Annotated in this window: 16 protein-coding genes; 6 read left to right on the top strand and 10 right to left on the bottom strand. The window is 66.6% G+C overall.

Annotated elements, in window-relative coordinates:
• Nucleotides 1–99 precede the first annotated feature (99 nt).
• The 3 genes from BLU38_RS09435 to BLU38_RS09450 form a co-directional block, all read right to left on the bottom strand.
• Nucleotides 100–549 carry a GNAT family N-acetyltransferase gene (locus BLU38_RS09435; protein ID WP_091523464.1) on the bottom strand — a complete coding sequence of 150 codons (450 nt, stop codon included), beginning with the start codon at nucleotides 547–549 and terminating at the stop codon, nucleotides 100–102.
• Between the two features lie 192 nt (nucleotides 550–741).
• On the bottom strand, nucleotides 742–2,556 hold the full coding sequence (locus BLU38_RS09440) for an ATP-binding cassette domain-containing protein (protein WP_091523469.1): 1,815 nt from the start codon (nucleotides 2,554–2,556) through the stop codon (nucleotides 742–744).
• Nucleotides 2,557–2,743: 187 nt separating this feature from the next.
• Nucleotides 2,744–4,486, bottom strand: coding sequence for an ATP-binding cassette domain-containing protein (locus tag BLU38_RS09450; protein WP_091523476.1), 1,743 nt, complete (start codon nucleotides 4,484–4,486; stop codon nucleotides 2,744–2,746).
• A gap of 356 nt (nucleotides 4,487–4,842) precedes the next feature.
• Here BLU38_RS09450 and BLU38_RS09455 point away from each other — a divergent pair, with 356 nt between their 5' ends.
• Nucleotides 4,843–6,147, top strand: coding sequence for an ABC transporter substrate-binding protein (locus BLU38_RS09455; RefSeq protein WP_157683334.1), 1,305 nt, complete (start codon nucleotides 4,843–4,845; stop codon nucleotides 6,145–6,147).
• 108 nt (nucleotides 6,148–6,255) lie between these two features.
• Here the strand turns inward: BLU38_RS09455 and BLU38_RS09460 are convergent, their stop codons facing one another.
• Nucleotides 6,256–7,080 carry a helix-turn-helix transcriptional regulator gene (locus BLU38_RS09460; RefSeq protein WP_091523479.1) on the bottom strand — a complete coding sequence of 275 codons (825 nt, stop codon included), beginning with the start codon at nucleotides 7,078–7,080 and terminating at the stop codon, nucleotides 6,256–6,258.
• 216 nt (nucleotides 7,081–7,296) lie between these two features.
• Entirely contained in the window at nucleotides 7,297–7,797 is a 501-nt protein-coding gene (locus BLU38_RS09465; protein WP_091523483.1) for a VOC family protein, read from the bottom strand.
• Between the two features lie 335 nt (nucleotides 7,798–8,132).
• Between BLU38_RS09465 and BLU38_RS09470 the strand changes: the two genes are divergently transcribed.
• Nucleotides 8,133–8,567, top strand: a complete 435-nt coding sequence (locus tag BLU38_RS09470; protein ID WP_091523486.1) for a protein-tyrosine phosphatase family protein — start codon at nucleotides 8,133–8,135, stop codon at nucleotides 8,565–8,567.
• Nucleotides 8,568–9,180: 613 nt separating this feature from the next.
• A complete protein-coding gene (locus tag BLU38_RS09475) occupies nucleotides 9,181–10,047 on the top strand; it encodes a phytanoyl-CoA dioxygenase family protein (protein WP_091523489.1) in 867 nt (288 codons plus the stop codon).
• Nucleotides 10,048–10,185: 138 nt separating this feature from the next.
• Here BLU38_RS09475 and BLU38_RS09480 read toward each other — a convergent pair whose 3' ends face one another.
• From BLU38_RS09480 to BLU38_RS09490, 3 genes are all read right to left on the bottom strand, one after another.
• Nucleotides 10,186–11,463: an integrase core domain-containing protein gene (locus BLU38_RS09480; RefSeq protein WP_091523492.1), complete on the bottom strand. Its 1,278-nt coding sequence runs from the start codon at nucleotides 11,461–11,463 to the stop codon at nucleotides 10,186–10,188.
• Between the two features lie 168 nt (nucleotides 11,464–11,631).
• Nucleotides 11,632–13,827, bottom strand: a complete 2,196-nt coding sequence (locus tag BLU38_RS09485; protein ID WP_197680056.1) for a DHA2 family efflux MFS transporter permease subunit — start codon at nucleotides 13,825–13,827, stop codon at nucleotides 11,632–11,634.
• 2 nt (nucleotides 13,828–13,829) lie between these two features.
• Nucleotides 13,830–14,483: a TetR/AcrR family transcriptional regulator gene (locus BLU38_RS09490; RefSeq protein ID WP_157683335.1), complete on the bottom strand. Its 654-nt coding sequence runs from the start codon at nucleotides 14,481–14,483 to the stop codon at nucleotides 13,830–13,832.
• Between the two features lie 288 nt (nucleotides 14,484–14,771).
• Between BLU38_RS09490 and BLU38_RS09495 the strand changes: the two genes are divergently transcribed.
• Nucleotides 14,772–15,605 (top strand): SCO6745 family protein, encoded by an 834-nt coding sequence (locus BLU38_RS09495; RefSeq protein WP_091523499.1) that lies wholly within the window; start codon nucleotides 14,772–14,774, stop codon nucleotides 15,603–15,605.
• 677 nt (nucleotides 15,606–16,282) lie between these two features.
• Here BLU38_RS09495 and BLU38_RS09500 read toward each other — a convergent pair.
• Nucleotides 16,283–16,885: a TetR/AcrR family transcriptional regulator gene (locus BLU38_RS09500; protein ID WP_091523502.1), complete on the bottom strand. Its 603-nt coding sequence runs from the start codon at nucleotides 16,883–16,885 to the stop codon at nucleotides 16,283–16,285.
• Between the two features lie 69 nt (nucleotides 16,886–16,954).
• Between BLU38_RS09500 and BLU38_RS09505 the strand changes: the two genes are divergently transcribed.
• The gene (locus BLU38_RS09505; protein WP_091523506.1) at nucleotides 16,955–17,848 is read left to right on the top strand and encodes an NADP-dependent oxidoreductase; all 894 of its coding nucleotides are present in this window, start codon (nucleotides 16,955–16,957) and stop codon (nucleotides 17,846–17,848) included.
• Nucleotides 17,849–17,861: 13 nt separating this feature from the next.
• On the opposite strand, the gene BLU38_RS09510 is transcribed toward BLU38_RS09505, so the two are convergent.
• Nucleotides 17,862–18,518, bottom strand: coding sequence for a hypothetical protein (locus tag BLU38_RS09510; protein ID WP_091523509.1), 657 nt, complete (start codon nucleotides 18,516–18,518; stop codon nucleotides 17,862–17,864).
• A gap of 76 nt (nucleotides 18,519–18,594) precedes the next feature.
• On the opposite strand from BLU38_RS09510, the gene mshD reads away from it, so the two are divergent.
• Complete coding sequence (gene mshD / locus BLU38_RS09515; protein WP_091523513.1) at nucleotides 18,595–19,569, top strand: mycothiol synthase; 975 nt, start codon at nucleotides 18,595–18,597, stop codon at nucleotides 19,567–19,569.
• Nucleotides 19,570–19,591 lie beyond the last annotated feature (22 nt).

The following is a 19,591-nucleotide window of genomic DNA, read 5'->3' on the forward strand; positions in this document are numbered from 1 at the left end:
GCCGGTCGAAGGACAGCGGTCTACCCTTCGACGGGCTCAGGGTTCTGTGCGTTGTTCCGCCATCATCGGAATCGTCGCAGCGGCGTCCGTGCCGGACTCCTAGGGAAGGAACTGCATGTGGATGTCGGTCTCGGACTCGCCGTAGGGCCGGAATCCCAGTCGCTCGTACAGTCGCCGGGCCCGGGAGTTGCTGCGTTCGACATCGAGTTGGAGCGGTCTCCCGGTCGTTCGGCTCTCGTCCACCAGCTCCATGATCAACTGGGTTCCGATGCCCCTGTTCTGGAAGTCGGGGAGGATCTGGATGCCGCCGAGGAAGATCCGGTCCTTGAAGCGGACGACACGGAACCTGCCGATCGGTTCGCCGTCGAGTTCGATCAGCGACAGCAGACTTTCCGGCTCGTCCTTACCGAAGTATTCAGGGATCGATTCGATCATGCTCGTCCGAGCCTTTTCGACGTCGACGGTCGGATCGGTCTGGGCACTGACGTTCGCCAACACGTTGGCCAGGGCCGGGATGTCTTCGAGTGTTGCGGTGCGAAGTCTGATCATGCCAGCCACAGTCGCAGCGACCTGGGTCGGTGACAACTGAATTTGATCAGTCCTCGTGCTGCGGTATGTCGGGGTCCGGTGCGGGCATCGCGTACCAGTACATCGTGTTTCGAGCGAGCGCCAACGCAGCGCTGGACGGGTTGGGCGCCGCAATATCGTGCGATTCAGCCGAGTAGCCCTGGCTCTGCTGGCTCAAGGCTGCTGGCGATAGGCACGAGCCTGCAGGTTGAAGAGTTCGGCGTAACGGCCGTTGGCGGCGATCAGCTCAGGATGCGTGCCGGTCTCGGCGATACGTCCGCGGTGCAGAACGATGATCTGGTCGGCCATCCGGACCATGGAGAGCCGGTGCGATACCAAGACGGTGATGGTGCCGGTCCTTCGGCCGGCGCGAGCGGCGGCAGCGATGTGCTCGTACAGCGCGTGCTCCGCATCCGGATCCAGCGCAGCGGTCGGTTCATCGAGAAGGAGCAGCAACGGTTCGGCTGTCGGGTTGTCGACGGTCCGCATGAAAGAGCGGGCCAGGGCGAGACGTTGCCACTGCCCCCCGGAGAGGTCGGTTCCGTCGATGAAGCTGGTCCCGAGCTGAGTTCGCATGCCCGCCGGCAGTGCGTCGACCACCGCTGCCGCGTCCGCGGCGTCAAGTGCTGCCCGGATGGTGCGGGTGTTCTCGATGCGTGGCAGATCGCCGAGACCGACGGTTGTCGCTGCCGTGAACTCGAACCTCGCGAAGTCCTGGAAGGCCGCGGATGTTCGCAGCCGCCACAGCGCGGGAGAGATGGCGCCGAGCTCTTCGCCGTCGAGCAGGATCTTGCCCTGGGACGGTTCGTAGAGCTTGGTCAGCAACTTGATCAAGGTCGACTTGCCCGCACCGTTCTCGCCGACCAGCGCAACACTGGCCCCGGCACCGATCGTCAGGTTGATGTCGGTCAATGCAGGGCCGATGCTGTTCGGGTAGCCGAACGTCACATGTCGGAGTTCGATGCCATGGCGCAGCCGGGCTGGTGGATTCGACGTCGCAACCGCTGCCCCCGTGCTTTCCTCGGCCTGTCTTCTGAACCAGCTGTAGTGGTTGAAAAGACCGACCGTTTCACCACTTCTCCGCAACGCGGCGGCGACCCCACCCGCAGTCTCGTCGACCCGGCTACCGAGGATGACCAGCAACGCGAGGTCACCGGCCGAGAGCGCACCGCCGCGGACGCCGACGGCGACGAATGCGATCGCAGCCAGGAACGCCGAACCGAAGACGACGCGAGCTGCGAGCTCGTAGTACATGCCCTTGCGGGTGGCAGCGAGTCGGCCGTCGGCGACGCGCGCGAAATTGTCGCCGATCCGATCCAGCAGAAGCTGTTGGATACCGAAGACGCGAACCTCCACCGCGTGCGCCGGAGATCTGGCGATCCGGGTGAGCCGGTCGGCGAGTCGCCGGTAACCGATCACGCGGTCGAAAGCGCCGAATCGGAGCTTGGCGTCGGTGTAGCTCGTCCAGACCCGGACGAGCCCGATCACAGGCAGCAGCATCAGCAGCGGGTGAATGCCCGCGAGAAGGATCACGATGGCGCCAGCGTTGATCAGCGCGGCAACCACGGCGAACAGGGTGGTGACGGCGTCGGCCAAGCCGCGGGATCCCTGCTGGAGCAGCGCGATCCGATCGGCGACCTCGGGCTGCTCGTGGTGCCTGATGCCCGGGATCCGCGTCGTGATCCGCATCAAGTCGGCGCGAACGAAGTCGTGGACGCGGTCGGCCGCCGTGCTCTGCACGGCAGCGGCGAGCAGACCCGTCATGAAGCGGACCAGTAACACGCAGCAGGACACTGCTGCAGCCCACACGGCCGCCCTCCGATCGTGCTGAATGATGCCGTTCACCAGGATCTTGGCCGCGGCCGCCTGAGCGGGTGCCTGGATCGCAGCCAGTGCGCCGACCCCGACCCCAGCAGCCGAGAGCAACGGCGCGGCGCGGAATCCGGTCGTCAGCCAGAGCCGGATCCCGCTGAGGCGGTCGCCGCTCATCGCCGATCCTGGTCGACATATCGGGCCGCCTGCAGTCGAAACATCCGGGCGTACACACCGTCTCGGGCCAACAGCTCCTGATGTGTGCCCGCCTCCGTCACGTGTCCCTGGCCGAGGACGTAGATCCGGTGGGCGCGCCGGACAACTGAGAACCGGTGTGAGATCACCAGCGACGGCACTCCCGCTGTCAGCGCCAGGTAGCGGTCGACGAGGGCAGCCTCGGAGCGGACGTCCAACGCCGCTGCCGGTTCGTCGAGCACCAACATGCCCGCCCCGACGCAACGGCGTGCAGAGCCCTGCCCAGTGCGACCCGTTGCCATTGCCCACCGGAGAGATCGACTCCACCGGGAAATGCCTTGTCCAACGGCGTTTCCCATCCGTCCGGGAGCGTCTCGGCGAGCTCGGCGAGCCCGGCGGTGCGGCCGGCCGGCAGCGGTGAACCGCGCGTTGCCAGAGTCACGTTCTCCCGCATCGACAGCGGAAGTTGTAGAAGATCCTGCATGATGACGGCGAGCCTCTGTTGCCACACACCCAGCGATTCGGCTTCCAGGGTGGCCAGATCGATTCCGTCGACGGTGATCCGGCCCTGCGATGGTCGGTAGCAGGCTGCCAACAGTTTGGCCAGCGTCGATTTGCCCGCGCCGTTCACGCCGACCAGTGCCGTCGCCTCGTTGGCTCGGATGTCAAGATCCAGGTGGCGCAGCACGTCGCGATCCGTGCCGGGGTAGCGAAAGCTCACGTCCTCGAAACGGATCACCTCGCGCGGTGCCTGGGACAGATCCATCCGGCGGCCGCCGACATCCGGCTTGGCCCGGATCCGTGGACGGGCGCCGTAGCGAGCGGCACCAGAAGTGCACGCTGGCAAGGCGCCGTCGCGAGGGTGGTGTGGTTGACCATTGAGCGTCGGCAACGCCGCCAGCGTGCGCTTCTGGTGCCGCGCAGTAGGCGATTCGTCCACGGATCCGGGCTTGGCGGCGATCAGCTCGGGAAGACGCTCGAACGACTGCAGGCCGCCCCAGGCTCTCCGTGCCTGACCCAACAGCCAGGGGTCGAAGCCGACCGCCATCGCGAGCATTGCCGAGATGACCGAAACCGCCGCCGCCAGCGACAGCCGGCCGTCGAATGCCTGGACGGTCGCGTACACGATCATCATCGAGAACACCACGACATGCGGGAACAGGACGATCAGGTCGCGGACCAGGACCGACCATCGCCGCCGCCAGACCGGCTCGGTTGCCTCCCGTCGGGCCTGCAGATATCGATTGATCAGCCAACTGGACAGCCCGTAGACACGGATCTCCTTCGGCGCCCCACCGAGGGCAAGATCAAATGCGTAGTCCGCTCGTCGTTGGCTCTGTGTGGTGTCATCCCAACGTGCTGCCTCGCCACCAGCCGCCCGCACCAGATACCAAGCGGTCAACGCGGTCGATACCGCCAGCGGTATCGGCACCCACCAGGCGAACAGGCTTCCGATCAAGATCGCGGCGGTGATCAGGCCGATCAATCCCTGAAGGACCTGCGCCGCGAAGGTCGGGCCGAGCCGGATCTCGACGGGCGCGTCCTGCCAACACCGGCCGTACGCGTCCTGCACGGCAGGATCATCCAGATGATCGACCCGGTACGGCGCCAACAGCGCCCTCCCCAGGCCGAGTCCGACCGTCCGGTCCACCTGCATCTCCAGGCTGACGACAGCGGTCATCCACAGCACGGGCAGCACACTGTTCACCACGAACAGCAGCAACATCACCGCCACCAGCGCGACGAAGCGGCCCGCCGACCGCGGCCCGGCCAACTCCTGTGCTTCCCCCACCACCAGCCCAACCAGGTAGGCAAGCATCGTGGAAGCAAGACCAGCCCCGACCGCCAACGACAACACGATCAGCGTCGCCGACCGCGACACCGAGAAGGCGAACCGAAGCAGCCGCAGCACGGTCTAGGGACGCTTCTGCCGCGAACTCGCCCGCCGGTCGTCGTGTTTGCTCGAGACCGAGCCCACTCCCACACCGCCGAGCGAGGCGTCGCGGCATTGCTGAACCATGATCAACACTCCAGCAGCCTTCGAACGCCCGGGCAACCGGATTTCGTACGCTGACCCTCCGCATACCTCAGCTGATCACACCAGGTGTCGGCTGCTGCGGTGATCTCATGGTCGGAAGGCGTTCGTACCCACCTGACTCCGATCGGGCTCCTGTCCGGAGCCTGCCGGCGTTGACATCGGTGGCATGGGATGCGAACCTGCCACTTTCGCCCGTGAACGTTCACGGGACATCTCGACGCCGAGAGTGGATGATGGCAGCAGTTCTCCCCCGCAGGTCAGTACTCGCCGGACTCGCCGGTCTCACCGGACTGGGCGCCCTCTCCGCAGTCGGACTCACCGGCTGCGGATCCCAGACCTCGATCTCCTCCGACCCCAAGGAGCTGGTGCTCTGGTACTGGGATCGGTCGGCCAATCCGCGCTACCTCCGGCAGGCCGCGAAGGAGATCCCCGGAACCGATGGCGTCAGAGTCCGGGCCGACCTGGTCGGCGGGACCTTCGACACCAAGCTGCGCACCAGTCTGGCCGGTGACGCCTACATCCCCGATCTCACCTTCATCAACTCCAATGTGTCGATGTACTTCCCCAATCAGGAGATGTTCCTCGACCTCAACGAGCTCGGCGCGCAGGACTACAAGCACCTGTACTTCGACTGGAAGTGGGAACTCGGGGTCACACCGACGAACCGGTTCTGCTTCTACCCGTTGGACACCGGACCCAGCGGATACTTCTACCGCAACGACATCTTCGCGAGGGCCGGCGTTGACGCCGATCCGGAGAGCGTCAGTGATCAGATCAAGACCTGGGACGGTTTCATCGAGCTCGGGCAGAAGGTGCAGAAGAACACCGGATCGTTCATGGTGGTCCAGGGTGCGACGATCTTCAAGCAGTACATCAACGCCAGTTCCGAACGCTACTTCGACAAGGCCGGCAAGCCGCTGTATCTGCGACCGGACAGCACCGTCCGCAAGGCCTGGGACGTCGCCGTCCGAGCGATCAAGTCCGGAATCTGCGGCAACCAGGCGATCGAGACCGATCAGAATGCGGCCTGGTCCAGCGGCAAGACGGCCGGTCACATCGAGGGCAACTGGTGGGCCCAGATCCTGGCCGACACGGCCGCCGACACCAAGGGCAAATGGCGACTGGCATTCCAGCCGATCCGGCCCGGCAGCAGCGGCGGTTCGTTCGTCTGCCTCCCGCGCACCTGCAAGAATCCCGAGGCGGCCTTCAGATTCATGACCTGGTTGACGTCGCCGGAACACCAGGCTCAGAGCTTCACCGAGATGCAACTGTTCCCGTCGACGGTCGATGCCTTCTCCAGCGACAAGATCAAGAGCGACAACAGCTTCTTCGGCGGCCAGGACCTGTTGGGTTTCTTCCAGAAGTGCGCCGAAGCCGTTCCGACCGCCTTCATCAGCACCTACGAGACCCAGGCGGAGTATTTCACCGACGAGCTGATCAACGTCGAGAGTGCCGGCAAGGACCCCGAACAGGCGTGGGACGATGCCGTCGACCTCACCCGCAAGGTGCTGCGCAAGCGGGGTGTCGAGATCTGACCACCCAATCCCGCTGACCCGTCAGTTTCTCCCCGACACGCGCGGCGTGTCGGGGAGAAACTGACGGGTCAGCGGATTTGGGGGCTGGATGTTTCGGCGCCAGGTGTCTCATCGCTGCTGCTGTTCGCGAAACTGGGTCGGGCTGATTCCGACGTAGCCGGTGAAGGCACGACTGAAATAGCCGGGGTCGTCGTAACCGCAACGGTGCGCGATCTGCGAGACCCGGGCGTCGGAATCGGCCAGCATCGACTGGGCGATCTCGATCCGGACCCCGAGGAGGTACGGCTTGGCAGCCAACCCGGTCTCGGAGCGGATCGCGCGCCGCAACTCGGCGCCCGTCACGCCGAGCCGCGCAGCGATCTGATCGACCGTCAGCGGTGACGTCGCCAGATCCCGCGCCCGATCGACCAGTTGATGATCATCGGCCCGCTGCGGTGAGGGCCCGGAACCCGAGGTCGCCAAGATCATCTCCTGCAGGGTCACTGCGATCGCTGCTTCGGACAACGCCGACCGCTGCTCGGCCAGGGTCCGGATCCTGGCAAATCCGTCGAGCAACGCGCGGGTGCCGGCCGTACGACGCAGCGGGCTCTCGGCGGTGATCAGCCCGACCCGCAGGAATACGTCGACGGCCGGTCCGTCGAAGAGCAACCAGCGCTCCCGCCAGCCGCGTTCATCGGGGCCGTAACTGTGCCGGATCCCGGGGAGCAGCCAGAACAACGATCCCGGCATCACGCCATGCTGCTCGCCAGCCGAGACCAACGTCCCGGCGCCGCTCTCGATATGAACCAGGGCATAGTGCTCGAGGACCCGGTCGACCACCGGGGCGGGGTGCCCGTCCTGCAGGCCGACGCCGAGACAACGCAACCCCAGCCCGTCCAGCGCGGGAGACCTGCCGAAATAGGCCGACCACCGTGTCGTCTGCTCCGATGCCACCCGCTGAGTCTGCCATCACCGTTTCGCGGTCGGTGGCAGCACCGGCGTCGAGATCGACGAATGATGGTCGACAGCGCAGATTTGATTACCCGGGTCGCCTGCGACCGGAGTTTGGGCTCCGCGTCCGTCGTGCGGCCGAGTCGGCCCGCCGGTTGACCGGAGCGGACAGATCTTCCGGCCGGTGGTCGGCCTCCGGACCGCGTCGCGGGGCGTCCGCTACCGGGCCCGCTCCTGCATGTACTCGTCGATGGTTCGGAAGACGACGTCGGATCCGCCGTCCCATGCGGGTACGGGATCCGGCTGACCGGGTGAGGGCTGATACAGCCACCACAGATTGTCCCAGCGGTCTCGCATGCGTGCCAGCGTGACTTCTCCGTAGAAGGGCGTCGGCGGTGTCACGACTGTCGTCCCATGGTCAGCGGCGGCATCGAGGATCGCGCTGACGTCGGAAACCCAGAGCTGGAACAGGCCCGGGCGGGTTACCCACCCCCGCTGGGGATCGGACAGCATCAGCAGCGAGTCGCCGAACTCCAACTCGGCGTGGATGAGGGTACCCGTAGGCGTCGCCGTGCGGGCTGCGGTGACTTCGCGGGCGCTGAATACCGCCACAGCGAAATCGATAAAACCCGCAGCGTCCTCAATCACCACGAACGGATTCAAGCTCGAGCCTCGACCGTTGAACGCGGTACGCGGCAGCACGCTCCCAGAATTGACCATGTCGCGATGGTCTCATCGGCGTCCGACAAGGGCCCGGTGATCGGTCCGACCGACCCGCGCACCGCCTCCCGGCTAGGGGCGTGGCGTCGCCGCCCTGCGCGATCGGTCCACGGCCGGCGGTGACCTGTTCCCTGGCCGGCGTCAGGATCCGGTCGCCGTGATCATCACGGGTAGCAATGATCACGGCCATGATGATCGGTACCCGGCCAGCGCTTCGTCCGGTCTGCACACCGGCAACGCTGGTGCCAACACAGGCATTGCGGTTCTCCGCACACTTCACACGGCTGGTCCAAACCGCACTCACAGACGCTGTTTGCGCTTGTAGCCTGACAGCCATGGCTTCGACCTGGGACGCGTCAATGGCTGGCATCCTCCAGTTGCCCTCCGGTCGTCTCGTTCGAGGACGTGGCCTGCGGAGACCACACCCTCCCGGCGCGACGCCCGAATTCGGCCTGTACCTCCTCGGCAAACCAGCGGCGCCCATGCCATGGGAAACCCGATGGCTGCGCTGGCCGGACTTCCGACTACCAACCGATCCCGACCGTGCCCGCGAACTGCTCCACGAAGTCTGGAACCGGTCAAGCCACGAACGCGTCGAGATCGCGTGCCACGGCGGCCACGGCCGAACCGGAACCGCCCTCGCCTGCCTCGCCGTGCTGGACGGCGTTTCCGCTGCCGACGCCGTCACCTACGTCCGGGACCGCTACCATCCACGCGCGGTCGAAACGCCGTGGCAACGGCGCTACGTCGCACGGTTCGGCCGGCGTTGAACACATCGGTCGGAAACTGGACACGGCCGGCTCTGGGAGTGCGCCGAACAATTGGCTCGTCGCGAGCGCCGCGATGTGCGTGCACAGGCACGTCGCGGGAGCGAAGGCGGGCCGGGGCCCGTCGAGCGAGCGCGGCGCCGCCTAGGTGCGTGCAGCGTGGCGCGCAGCAGAGCGAATTGTTCAGCGCCCTCCTCGTGTGGTGAGTCGTTGATGTGATGCCTTATTCGGACGGCTGAAGTGGTGAGCTGCAAGGCGGAGGAGGTGCGCATGCCGGGTGCATGCAATCCGACGACAACGCAGCAGATTGCCGTTTCAGTCGTTCGAATAAGGAGCCGGATCAACGACTCACCACACGAGCTGGCGATCACGCGAAGCGATCCGTCCGCTGACCGAGTGAGTCTCGCGAGTTCTGGCGACCCTGAGATCGATCACCGGGCCGAGCACCGAGATTCGCCGGCTTGTCAGCCTGCGGCGCTCCCGCGGGAACGCCTCGAGCACCAGTCAGCCGACCGCGATGATGATCAGTCGGGGGCTCAACGACCTTCCCAAAAGTCCAGTTGTTGCGCCGATTTCTCCATGGCTAGACCGCCATCGTCTCGGCGACGCTGTCGTCATGACCACCACGACACGGCCGGCCGCGCTCACGTCCAACGGCTATCGGCTCGACCCGAAACGCTGGGGCGAACTGCGGCCGGTCCCGGACGCCGAGCGTTCCGATCGCGGCGCGCTCTGGCGCCGCCTGCAGCGCGACGGCTATCTGTTCCTGCCTGGCCTGCTGGATCGCGACGAGGTGCTCGCCTTTCGCCGCTACTTCTTCACCGCACTCCTCGAAGCCGGCGTCACCGACCCGTCCGCGGAGCCGGTGATCGGCCGGGACAGCGGCCGACCGGTCGATCGGCGCCGGCTACGGGCTGCACTGTTCGACACCGTGGTCCCCGGTCCGGAATACGAGGCGTTCTGCACCCAGCCGGCCTTGTGGGACTGGTTCGGCTGGATGTTCGACGACGAGATCTTCCTGCACAAGCGACGGATCCTGCGGCACACCCGGCCAGGGGAGATGGGGATCGGGACTGCGACCCAGGCGCATTACGACCTGGTCTATCTCCGGGAGGGCACCGATCGGCTGCTGTCGGCCTGGATTCCGCTCGGCGACATCCCGATCGAACGCGGTCCGCTGATCTACCTCGAAGGCACCCACGTGGACTACCTCGGCGCGGAGCAACGCGGTGAGGCGCTACCGGCGGTCAGCATGACCGCCGACCTGCCCGCCCTGGCGCAGCAGAAGGACCGGCGGTGGCTCGGCACCGACTTCCGGGCCGGTGACGTGATGATCCATTCGCCCTACATGGTGCATGCCTCGCTCGACAACGCCGATCCCGACGGCATCCTGCGGCTGTCCACCGACATCCGCTATCAGCGCCGCGGCGACCCGATCGACTGGCGCTGGCAGAACTACTGGCACGACCGCGACGGACTCTGACTGCTCCGCATCTCTCAGCGGCAGTCGGGAACGACAGTTTTGTAGCGCCAGAATCACCGGCCCCGACTGGAGCACGCCTGTGATGTCTCAGGACATCGGTGACAGTTCTGTGTCAGGACATCGGTGACGGTTGGTGTGTCAGGACATCGGTGACGGTTTGGGTGGTCGTCCGCGGGGTCGGCCGTTGCCGACGTATCGGGTTCCGGGTTCGGGGAGGGCGTGTTCGATGATCAGTTCCCCGGTTTCCGTGTTGTAGAAGCCGATGGTTTCGGTGTCGTGGATGACTTCGAGGTATTCGCCGGTGTGGCGGGTGCCGATCTGGTAGGCGATGCGGTGGACCAGGACTTTCCCGCCGGGTCGGACCTTCAGCAGGTGGTTGCCGGGTGTGGTCTGCCAGCTGGCCGGGGCTGGCGGGGTCGGGTCGGGAGCTGAAGCGCCGGGGGTGACGGCTGGGTGTTGGGGTGGCTGTGGTCGGGGCGGTTCGGCCTTCGCGGTGGCTCCCCATGCTTGGTGCGGTGTGACCCGGCCCGGGAGTCCTTGGTGCGGGCGTTGAGTGTTGTAGATGATGTCGAAGGCGTCGACTTGAGCTTGGAGTTGGTCCAGGGTGTCGGCCAGCGGTTGGTGATCGAGCCAGCGGAACAGGGTCTGATGGAATCGTTCGTTCTTGCCCTGGGTGGTCGGCGAGTAGGGCTTTCCGGTGATTGCTTCAACACCGAGACTGGCAAGGTAGGTGGTGAGTTGCCCCGACCAGCCGCGTCGAGTCGGGTTGAGCGCTAATCCGTTGTCTGACAGCAAGCGTTGCGGAACTCCGTGCGTGGTGATTGCTTTCTTCACCACCGCGACTGCGGCATCACCGGTCTCGCTCCAGGCCACGTGTGAGGTCAACGCGTAGCGGGAATGATCATCGAGGAGTTGGAAGATCACACACTTGCGTCCGCGGGTCAGGACGTACTCGGTGGCGTCGATCTGCCAGCACGCGTTCGGGGCTGGGTAGACGAACCGGCGCCAGGCCGCCCGGGGCCGCTTCTTCGGCTCGACACGGGCAACGCCGGCTTCGCGGAAGATCCGCGCTAACGATGCCGGCGAGGGGACCGGCACCATCCCCAGAGTCTGCATCTTGTCGTGCACGCTGATCGGTCCGTGGTCCAGACCCGAAGACTCCAACGCCGCCCGCACCCCGATCGCCTGCTTCTTCACAGCCTCGGTCAGCTGAGACAGGCTGCGCTGAGGTCGTCGACTCCGAGGCTCCAACGCGGCCGCCGCGCCGTCCTGCCGCACCCGGGCACGGATCGCATAGAACGCCTTCCGAGAGATGGCGTGCTCGGCACAAAACGTCGACACCGCGCCACGCGGCGCATCCTCAGGCCATTGCGTGATCGCAAGTCGGATACGTGGATCAACGGGAACATTCTTCACTGGCCCCAACAGACCAGCCAACCACCCACAGAAGTGTCACCACCAACAACCCCCGGAGTGTCACCGATGTCCTGATACAGAACTGTCACCGATGTCCTGCGAGATAACACGACTGGAGCACGCCGGGGCCACGCGATCCAGCGCTACAAAACTATCGCCGCACGGGGGTCAGGCCGGGTTCGCCGATTCCGCTGCGGCAGCGGTGGCTGTCAGGTGGCCGGCCACCGTCTGACTGAGCTCGTTCTCGACCCGACGGAGCTGCTCGATCCGGGCTTCGATCTCGCGACGCTTGGCTTCGGCGTCGGCCAAGGTCTGGTCGGCGTCGAGCTGAGCCTGACGGGCGACCCGATCGGCGGTCTGCTGGCTGTCCACCAACAGTGCGTGCTCGTAGCGACGCAGGTCATCGCTGCGCTCCGGGTCGACCGGTACGTTGTCGGCCCCGGCAGACTCCGTCTGCAGACTGCTCCTGATGTCCTGCAACTGTCGGTGGAACCCGCCCATCACCGCGTCCACCCGATGGCCGAGATCATCCAGCTGGGCGACCGCGGCGGCCCTGGCCGCATCGCGGGCCTGTTCACCGTCGCGGACCTGCTGCCGAGCCGCGGTCAGCACGTCCAACGCAGCCACCGTCGTCAGCTCACCGGGGTCGTCTGCCGTCCCGACCAGCACCGGATCGGCGGAGGAGATCGATCCGGTCGCCGGCTCCGAGCCGACGGCGGACCGGGTCAGGACACGATCATCGGCATCCTCCGACGCAGTGGGGGCCGGTAGTTGCGCGGTCGCCGCGGTGTCCGGTTCCGATCCGGATCCTTCGATGCTGGTGGCCAGTGCCTTCTCCCTGACGAAGAGCACCAGGATCAGGGCGACTCCGAGCAGCGGGGCCAGGTACAGGAAGATCGGCGTCAGCGCGTCGTTGTAGGCCCCGACGATGATGTCCTGGATCTGCTGCGGCAAGTGCTGGACCAATTCCGGTGTCAGCGAGTTGGCGTCGGCGCCGCCGGCTCCCTGGGTAGCCGCGGCCGGCAGTCGTTCCCCGAGCAGGGTGGTCAGTCGGCTGGTGAAGATGCTGCCGACAACCGCTGATCCGAGCGAGGCGCCGATCTGGCGGAAGAAGTTGTTGGCAGCGGTCGCCGTGCCGACTTCCCTTGCCGGGAAGGTGTTCTGGACGATCAGGATCAGATTCTGCATACCGACCCCGATGCCCGCGCCGAGCACGAACAGATAGCCCATCAGCACCCAGGTGGCGGTGTCGGTGGTCAGCGTGGAGAGCAGCAGCACGCCGCCGGCAGTGACGATCATGCTGGCGATCGGCGCCCACTTGTAGCGCCCGGTACGGCTGACGATCTGACCGGAGATGATCGAAGTGATCAGCAGTCCGGCGACCATCGGGATCAGCATCAGCCCGGAGACCGTGGCACTGACACCGGTCGACATCTGCAGGTAGGTCGGCATGTAGCCGATGGCGCCGAACATCGCAATCGCGATGATCAGACCGGCGACCGTGGTCAGGTTGAAGTTGCGCTGCTTGAACAGGTGCAGCGGGATGATCGGTTCCTTCGCGCGGTGCTCGGCGAGCACGAACAGCGCGCCGAAGACCGCGGTCAGACCGAACAGGCCGATGATCTGGACCGAGTCCCAGTCGTAGGTGTTGCCGCCCCAGGAGGTGGCCAGGATCAGCGAGCTGACCGCGACCGCCATCGTCAGGATGCCCCAGACGTCGATCGTCGGACGTTGTTGATCATGCTTGGGGAGCTTCAGGAAGAACAGCGCCGACAGGATCGCGACCGCACCCAGCGGAATGTTCAGCCAGAAGCCGACCCGCCAGGACAGGCTCTCGGTGAACCAGCCGCCGAGCAGCGGGCCGACGACCGAGGACAGCCCGAAGACTGCGCCCATCACACCCATATAGCGGCCCCGTTGCCGGGCCGGGACGACGTCGGCGATGATCGCCTGCGCCAGCAGCATCAGACCGCCGCCGCCGATCCCCTGGATCGCCCGGCCGATGATCAACATCGTCATGTCCTGAGACACGGCGCCGATCAGCGAGCCGGCGACGAAGATGCTCAATGCCCCGAGCAGCAAGGGTTTCCTGCCGATCAGGTCACCCAGCTTGCCGTAGATCGGCATCATGATCGTCGAGGCCAGGAGGTACGCCGTCGTCACCCAGAGCCTCTGGTCGACGCCGTGCAGATCGCCGACGATGGTCGGCAGTGCGGTGCTGAAGATGGTCTGGTCCAGTGCCGCCAGGAACATGGCGACGAGCAGGCCGGCGAAGATCGGCACCAGGCGCCGGCCGGACACTTCGCGGGAGGTGTCCGGAGCTGGCACCGGCCGCGGTGCGGCGATGGTTTCGGTAGTAGTCACAGTCAGGCTTCCTTGATCCGGGCGAGCACGGTGAGCAGGTCGTCCGTGATCTGCTGTGGGGTTTGGTCGGGCTCTTCGGCCCAGAGCTTCATGGCGTAGCGGGCGATGCCCCACCACAGGTTGACGATCAGCCGTGCCTGCCGGTCGTCGTCCCTGCTGGCGGCGTCAGCGTCGGCGTCGGGCTGATCGCCGGTGACCGCGTCATCACCGGCGGCGCGGCGGGCGCGGAGTCGACGCTTCACGATCTCGGTCAACTCGGTGTCCTTGGCCGCGATCCGCTCGGCCTGGGAGCGCATCAGGTCCGGGTCCTGGCGGATGATCTCCCGCCGGTCCCGCCAGAGCTGAAGATCGACATCTCCGCGCTCACCGAGGATCCGGGTCATCATCCGCGCGAGATCGCTGAGCACGTCACCGTCGCGATGATGGACGAACTCGTCGATCAGCGACGGATCCGGTGCCGGCGGCGGCGGGCCGAGGATCACTGCTTCCTTGGAGCCGAAGTAGTTGAAGAAGGTCCGCTGCGAGGCCAGGCTCGCTTCGCAGATCATGTCCACGGTCACGTTGTTGTAGCCGTGCTCGAGGACCAGGTCGACGGCGGATCGTTCGATCGTCGCCTTGAGCAACTCTCGCTTCTTCTCGCGCAGACTCATCGTCATCGCGACATCACAGACATCGGTAGAGAACCCTTTCTCGGCTGAGCTACCCGGGCATTGCGCCGGGGCTGAACGACGTCCAGCGGGCGACTCACCCTTGAGCTCTCGTGCGGCGTCACGATCCATTCTATGCAGTCACTGCACGAATGCAGCGACTGAACCGAGGTGAGCTTCACCACATCCCGGCTGCGATCGGAAAATCTGCCCGCCGATGTCGGATCGGGGCCACTGTGTTCGACGTGCTGTGAAAGGCCGTGTCCACACGGCCCACACCGAGGAGATGATGCGATCATGCGCACACCGACAACGCCGTCCACCGCCCGCCGGCTGCATCCGCTGATAGCCACGATCCACGAGGTCGCCTATTCCGGCGATGACGCGGACCAGGAACTCAGAGCGCTCGGGATGCGGAACTACTGGGACGGCTACTTCGCCTCTCGTGCCGCGCCGCTGGGCCGGGCATCGGCCGAGGTGGTCGACGCGGTCTTCTACAACTTTGCTCCCGGCGAGGTGGCCCGACACATACCCCGGGTCTGGGACGTCATCACTCCCGAGGCAGCACTGGCTGCCCGCGAGCGGGGCTGCGTGGCGTCGCTGCGCCGGATGCTCGGCACGTCGGCCGGCTCCCCCGACATCGCCCGCGCGGCGGAGTTGGCCACCCGGGCCGCGGTCAGCGCCTCATGCGAAGGTCGGCCGTTGTACGCCGGACTGCGCGCACTCCCATTCCCCGAGGAGCCGCTCGCACGACTCTGGCACGCAGCAACCCTGCTCCGTGAGCACCGCGGCGACGGCCACAACGCCGCCCTGGTCTGCGCCGGGATCGGCCGCACCGAATGCCACGTGCTGCACGCCCTGTCCTCCGACATGGCACCCGAGGAGTTCGGCCGGATAGGTCACCTTCCCGGTCCGCAGTTGGCGGCAGTGGTGGACGGACTCCGCGACCGCGGCCTGGTCGACGCCGCCGGCAAGCTGACCGACACCGGCCGCCAGGTCAAGAACCGAATCGAGACCTGCACCGACGAGCGCGCCGCGCCGGCTTACGACGTACTGGAGCCAGCCGAGGTGGAGCAGTTGATCACCGACCTGGAGCCGATCGCCGCAAGGATCTCCCCGGGAGCCCCGTGATCGCCGACCAACGGGCGTGACATCGACTCGGATCTGGACCAGAAGCCTGTCCGACGTCGAAGCGGCCCGCGCGCTTGCTCGGGTCGCTACGGACATCCGCCGATCAGCACCTAAACCAGCAGTCGCGCACAGCAGCGGCCATGCCGTCGGCACTGTCACCAGGGATCCCTGACCGGGCAGCCTGGGTTGGCAGCAACACGATTCCCCGGGACGCCCCCGCCGAACGCCTGTGATCACCCACTCAAGCCGGGACCGACAAGCTGCTCGAGCTTGGAGTCATCGATCCACGGACCAGAGAACCCCATCCTCGAGTACCTCGGCATCTGCGCGAACATGTCGGCAGTGACTCGAGAGATGAACGCACCCCGTGACCCCCAGCAATCCGAGAAGGGTGCAGGGCTCGGCCCCGTGCTCGGCAGCACCTTCCTCGGTCAGGTTCGTCGAGGACGCGAGCAGCGCAGAGCTGGGTCCGGTATCGATCGCCCCCTTCAGGCAGGGGCGCTCCAGCGGGGATGTTCCCCGGTGCACAACACGATCGGCGCACCTGACGGTCGGCGTCTCCCGTCGAGTGCGCCGGAGCCGATGCCAGTCGGGGCATGCTCAGCCCACACGACGACTTCCACGCGCGGCCCGCTCCACCGGGAGGAAATCGATGCCTCGAGCCGACCCCGGGAGGCTCAAGCCGGCGACCGAGTGCTGGAGCGCGCCGACTCGGCGACCGCCCAGGCCGCTTCGATCATCGGGAAGATCTCGTCCACCGCAGCCTCGGGCTCAGCAGCTTCGCGAGCCAGTGAAAAGGCGTCGACAGTGAATTTCGCGATGGTCCGGCAGGTCGTCGTGATCGCCGGCAGACCGAGGTCGGCGACGATCGCGGCAGCCAGCGCGTCCGCGTGCCGCAGCCGCATCGACTCCTCGTACTTCCGCAAGTCGGGCGAGGAGTCGATCATCGCCCAGAGTGGCACGGCACCGGCGGCGGTGCAGTGTCGCACCATGGCCAGGATCTCGCGGCGCAGCACCGGTATGAGTGGTTCATCCGGCCGCCGATCAGCGACAGCTTGGGTCAGCCGCTGCTCGAAGTCCTCATCCTGCTCGAACACCAGCGCCTCCTTGGAGGCGAAGTGGGAGAACAGGGTGGTGACCGCAACGTCGGCCTCGGCTGCCACCTCGCGGATGCCGACCGCGTCGTAGCCCCGCTCCAGGAAGAGTCGCAGCGCGGCGTCGGCGATCGTCCGACGGGTCACAGCCTTTTTCCGTGCGCGGCGTCCGATCGACTCGATCATCCCTCAAAGCTACCAGATACAAATCTGTAGTTGTTGTTAAACACTAACCGTTAGTGTTACGGTGACGACATGAAAAAAGTGATGTTCGCCGAGTTCGGCGGTCCCGAGGTCCTCCAACTCCTGGACGCCGATGAGCCGCATGCCGGCCCGGGACAGGTCCGCATCCGGGTGCACGCGGCCGGCGTCAATCCGCGCGACTGGCGGGTCCGCGAGGGCCAGTTCCAGCAGACCCAGCCGATCGAACTACCCGCCGGCATCGGACTGGACGCCGCCGGGATTGTCGACGAGATCGGCGACGGGGTCAGCGGCGTACAGATCGGGGATCACGTGTTCGGCGAGGGTTCCGACACCTATGCCGAGCTGGCCGTCCTGGGTGCCTGGGCGGCCTTGCCCGACGGCATCACCTTCGACGAGGCGGCCGGCTATCCGTCCGTGGTGGAAACGGCGCTGCGGATCATCGACCAGGTCGGCGTTCGACCCGGGCAGACGCTGCTGGTCAGCGGTGCGGCCGGCGGGGTCGGTTCGGCGGTGCTGCAGATCGCCCGCGATCGCGGCATCGCGGTGATCGGCATCGCCGGTGCAGCAAACCAGGACTACCTGCGCAGCCTGGGCGCGATCGCCACCACGTACGGCGACGGGTGGGTCGAGCGGGTGCGACGGCTCGGCAACGTCGACGCCGCGCTCGACCTGACCGGCTCCGGCGTGATCGGTGAGCTGATCGAGTTGACCAGCGATCCGCAGCGAGTGATCTCGATCGCCGATCTCGACGCACCACGGCTCGGCGTCCGGTTCTCCGGGGTTGCCTCCAGCATGAAGGACGCACTGACTCAGGCAGTCGACCTGATCTCACGCGGACGGCTCCGGATCCCGGTGTCGCGGTCATACCCGCTCGCCGACGCGGCTGCCGCGCACGTCGACAGCCGCGCCGGTCATACCCGTGGGAGGCGGGTCCTCGTGGTCTGACCTGACCGGTTCGTCAACGCAGCGACTGCACCTTGTCGTTCAGCCTGCGCAGATAGAACGGGATGGTCGCCGGCGGGCCGGAGCGGCGCAGCGGCTGACTGCCGGCCAGGATCTGGGCGAAGATCGCCAGGATGAACGTGATGCCGAGGCCGAACGCGGCCGGGGAGTCCCAGTACGCCATCGCGCTCCCGGCCAGTGCCCCGTACATCGTGACCAGGACGGCGGGGAAGGTCGCCAGATGGGCCACCAGGCTGACCCGGCCCAGCAGGTGGCCGACGTCAGAAGTCTCCGGCGCCGTTCGCCAGCGTCGTAGCTGGATCAGCCAGCATCCGAGGATCAGCAGGCAGGCCAGCGCGAGCACCGCGGCGGCCACCACGGCGGTGATCGCATACGGACGGGCATCCGCGGCGGACAGCGGCAGCCGGGACAGTCCGCCGATCGCGACCAGCAGTCCGACCACGCCGAGTACGGCGCCTGCCGCGGTGAGCAGCAACTGCCGCCGTGCCCATCGCAGATCCACCGACCCCGAGGCGCCGCTCTCTGCCAGCCCGCTCTCCGACCGCCCGTTCCGCTGCGATCCCCGGGGCGATCCGTTCCCGGGCGCGACCGGATCAGGTTGCGGATCGGACCGCTGCTCGCCTGCCCCTGTCGGGTCCGTACTGTCAGCCATAACCGATCCAGCGTAAGCCTGAGTCCATCGGTGGATGCCGGCCGGGCTCGGTGCCGGCTGTCGGTAACGTAGGGCTGTGGATTCCGACACTGCCCCCGGTGGCCATCACCGCTACACCGTGACCGCGTCCGATGCCGTTCCGTCGGCCGATCGCGAGACGGTGTTGGAGATGGCCCGCGAGACCGAGGCCGCCGACGGCAAACCACCGCTGAACGACGAAGCGCTGCAGGCGATCCAGCATCCGGAGGCGTTGGCGCCGTCGCAGACCCCGTTGCATGTGACGGTGCACCGGACGTCGACCGACGAGGACGGTCGGCAGCAACTGGAGTGGATCGGTTACGCCTTCCTCCGTGACGCGCTGTCCGATCCGACCGGCTCGCTGTTCGTCGTACCGCAGGCCCGTCGCGCCGGGGCGGGTCGTCGGCTGCTGGCCGCCACCATCGAGGCAGCCGAGTCGTCGGTCAAGATCTGGGCGCCGGGCAATTCGGTGGCCGCCCAGACGTTGGCGGCCAGCGCTCATTTCTCGCCGGTCCGAACGTTGTTGATCATGTCCCGGCCGTTGGACACCCCGATCCTGGATCCGGAGCCGCCGGCCGGTGTGTCGATCCGGGCGTTCGACCCGGCCCGGGACATCGATCCGTGGCTGGCGGTCAATTCGAGGGCCTTCGCCCACCATCCCGAACAGGGTGGCGTCACCGCCGACGGCCTGCGGGCCACGATGGCCGAATCGTGGTTCGAGACCGGCGATTTCCTGATCGCCGAGGACAGCGACGGGACCATGCTGGGCTTCCACTGGCTGAAGCAGCACTCCGACACCCGCGGCGAGGTGTACGTCCTCGGCGTCGATCCGGCGGCCGGCGGCCGTGGGCTGGGCAAGGCGTTGCTCCGCGCGGGTCTGCAGCATCTCCGTGACGATCTCGGACTGACCGAGGTGATCCTCTACGTCGAGGGAGACAATGAGCCTGCGGTCGGGCTGTATCTGCTGAACGGGTTCGACACGATCAACACCGACGTGCTGTACGCCCAGCAGCACGACCAGGTGGGCAATTGACGGCGGCGGCGGAATTCACCGC

Source organism: Microlunatus soli, from assembly GCF_900105385.1.
GTDB lineage: Bacteria > Actinomycetota > Actinomycetes > Propionibacteriales > Propionibacteriaceae > Microlunatus > Microlunatus soli.

Bases quoted from the DNA above. Each gene is read 5' to 3' on its own strand.
- BLU38_RS09505 (WP_091523506.1), top strand. From the start codon at position 16,955: ATGAAAAAAGTGATGTTCGCCGAGTTCGGCGGTCCCGAGGTCCTCCAA.
- BLU38_RS09510 (WP_091523509.1), bottom strand. From the start codon at position 18,518: ATGGCTGACAGTACGGACCCGACAGGGGCAGGCGAGCAGCGGTCCGAT.
- BLU38_RS09435 (WP_091523464.1), bottom strand. From the start codon at position 549: ATGATCAGACTTCGCACCGCAACACTCGAAGACATCCCGGCCCTGGCC.
- BLU38_RS09465 (WP_091523483.1), bottom strand. From the start codon at position 7,797: ATGGTCAATTCTGGGAGCGTGCTGCCGCGTACCGCGTTCAACGGTCGA.
- BLU38_RS09490 (WP_157683335.1), bottom strand. From the start codon at position 14,483: ATGACGATGAGTCTGCGCGAGAAGAAGCGAGAGTTGCTCAAGGCGACG.
- BLU38_RS09470 (WP_091523486.1), top strand. From the start codon at position 8,133: ATGGCTTCGACCTGGGACGCGTCAATGGCTGGCATCCTCCAGTTGCCC.
- BLU38_RS09475 (WP_091523489.1), top strand. From the start codon at position 9,181: ATGACCACCACGACACGGCCGGCCGCGCTCACGTCCAACGGCTATCGG.
- BLU38_RS09495 (WP_091523499.1), top strand. From the start codon at position 14,772: ATGCGCACACCGACAACGCCGTCCACCGCCCGCCGGCTGCATCCGCTG.
- BLU38_RS09500 (WP_091523502.1), bottom strand. From the start codon at position 16,885: ATGATCGAGTCGATCGGACGCCGCGCACGGAAAAAGGCTGTGACCCGT.
- BLU38_RS09440 (WP_091523469.1), bottom strand. From the start codon at position 2,556: ATGAGCGGCGACCGCCTCAGCGGGATCCGGCTCTGGCTGACGACCGGA.
- BLU38_RS09455 (WP_157683334.1), top strand. From the start codon at position 4,843: ATGATGGCAGCAGTTCTCCCCCGCAGGTCAGTACTCGCCGGACTCGCC.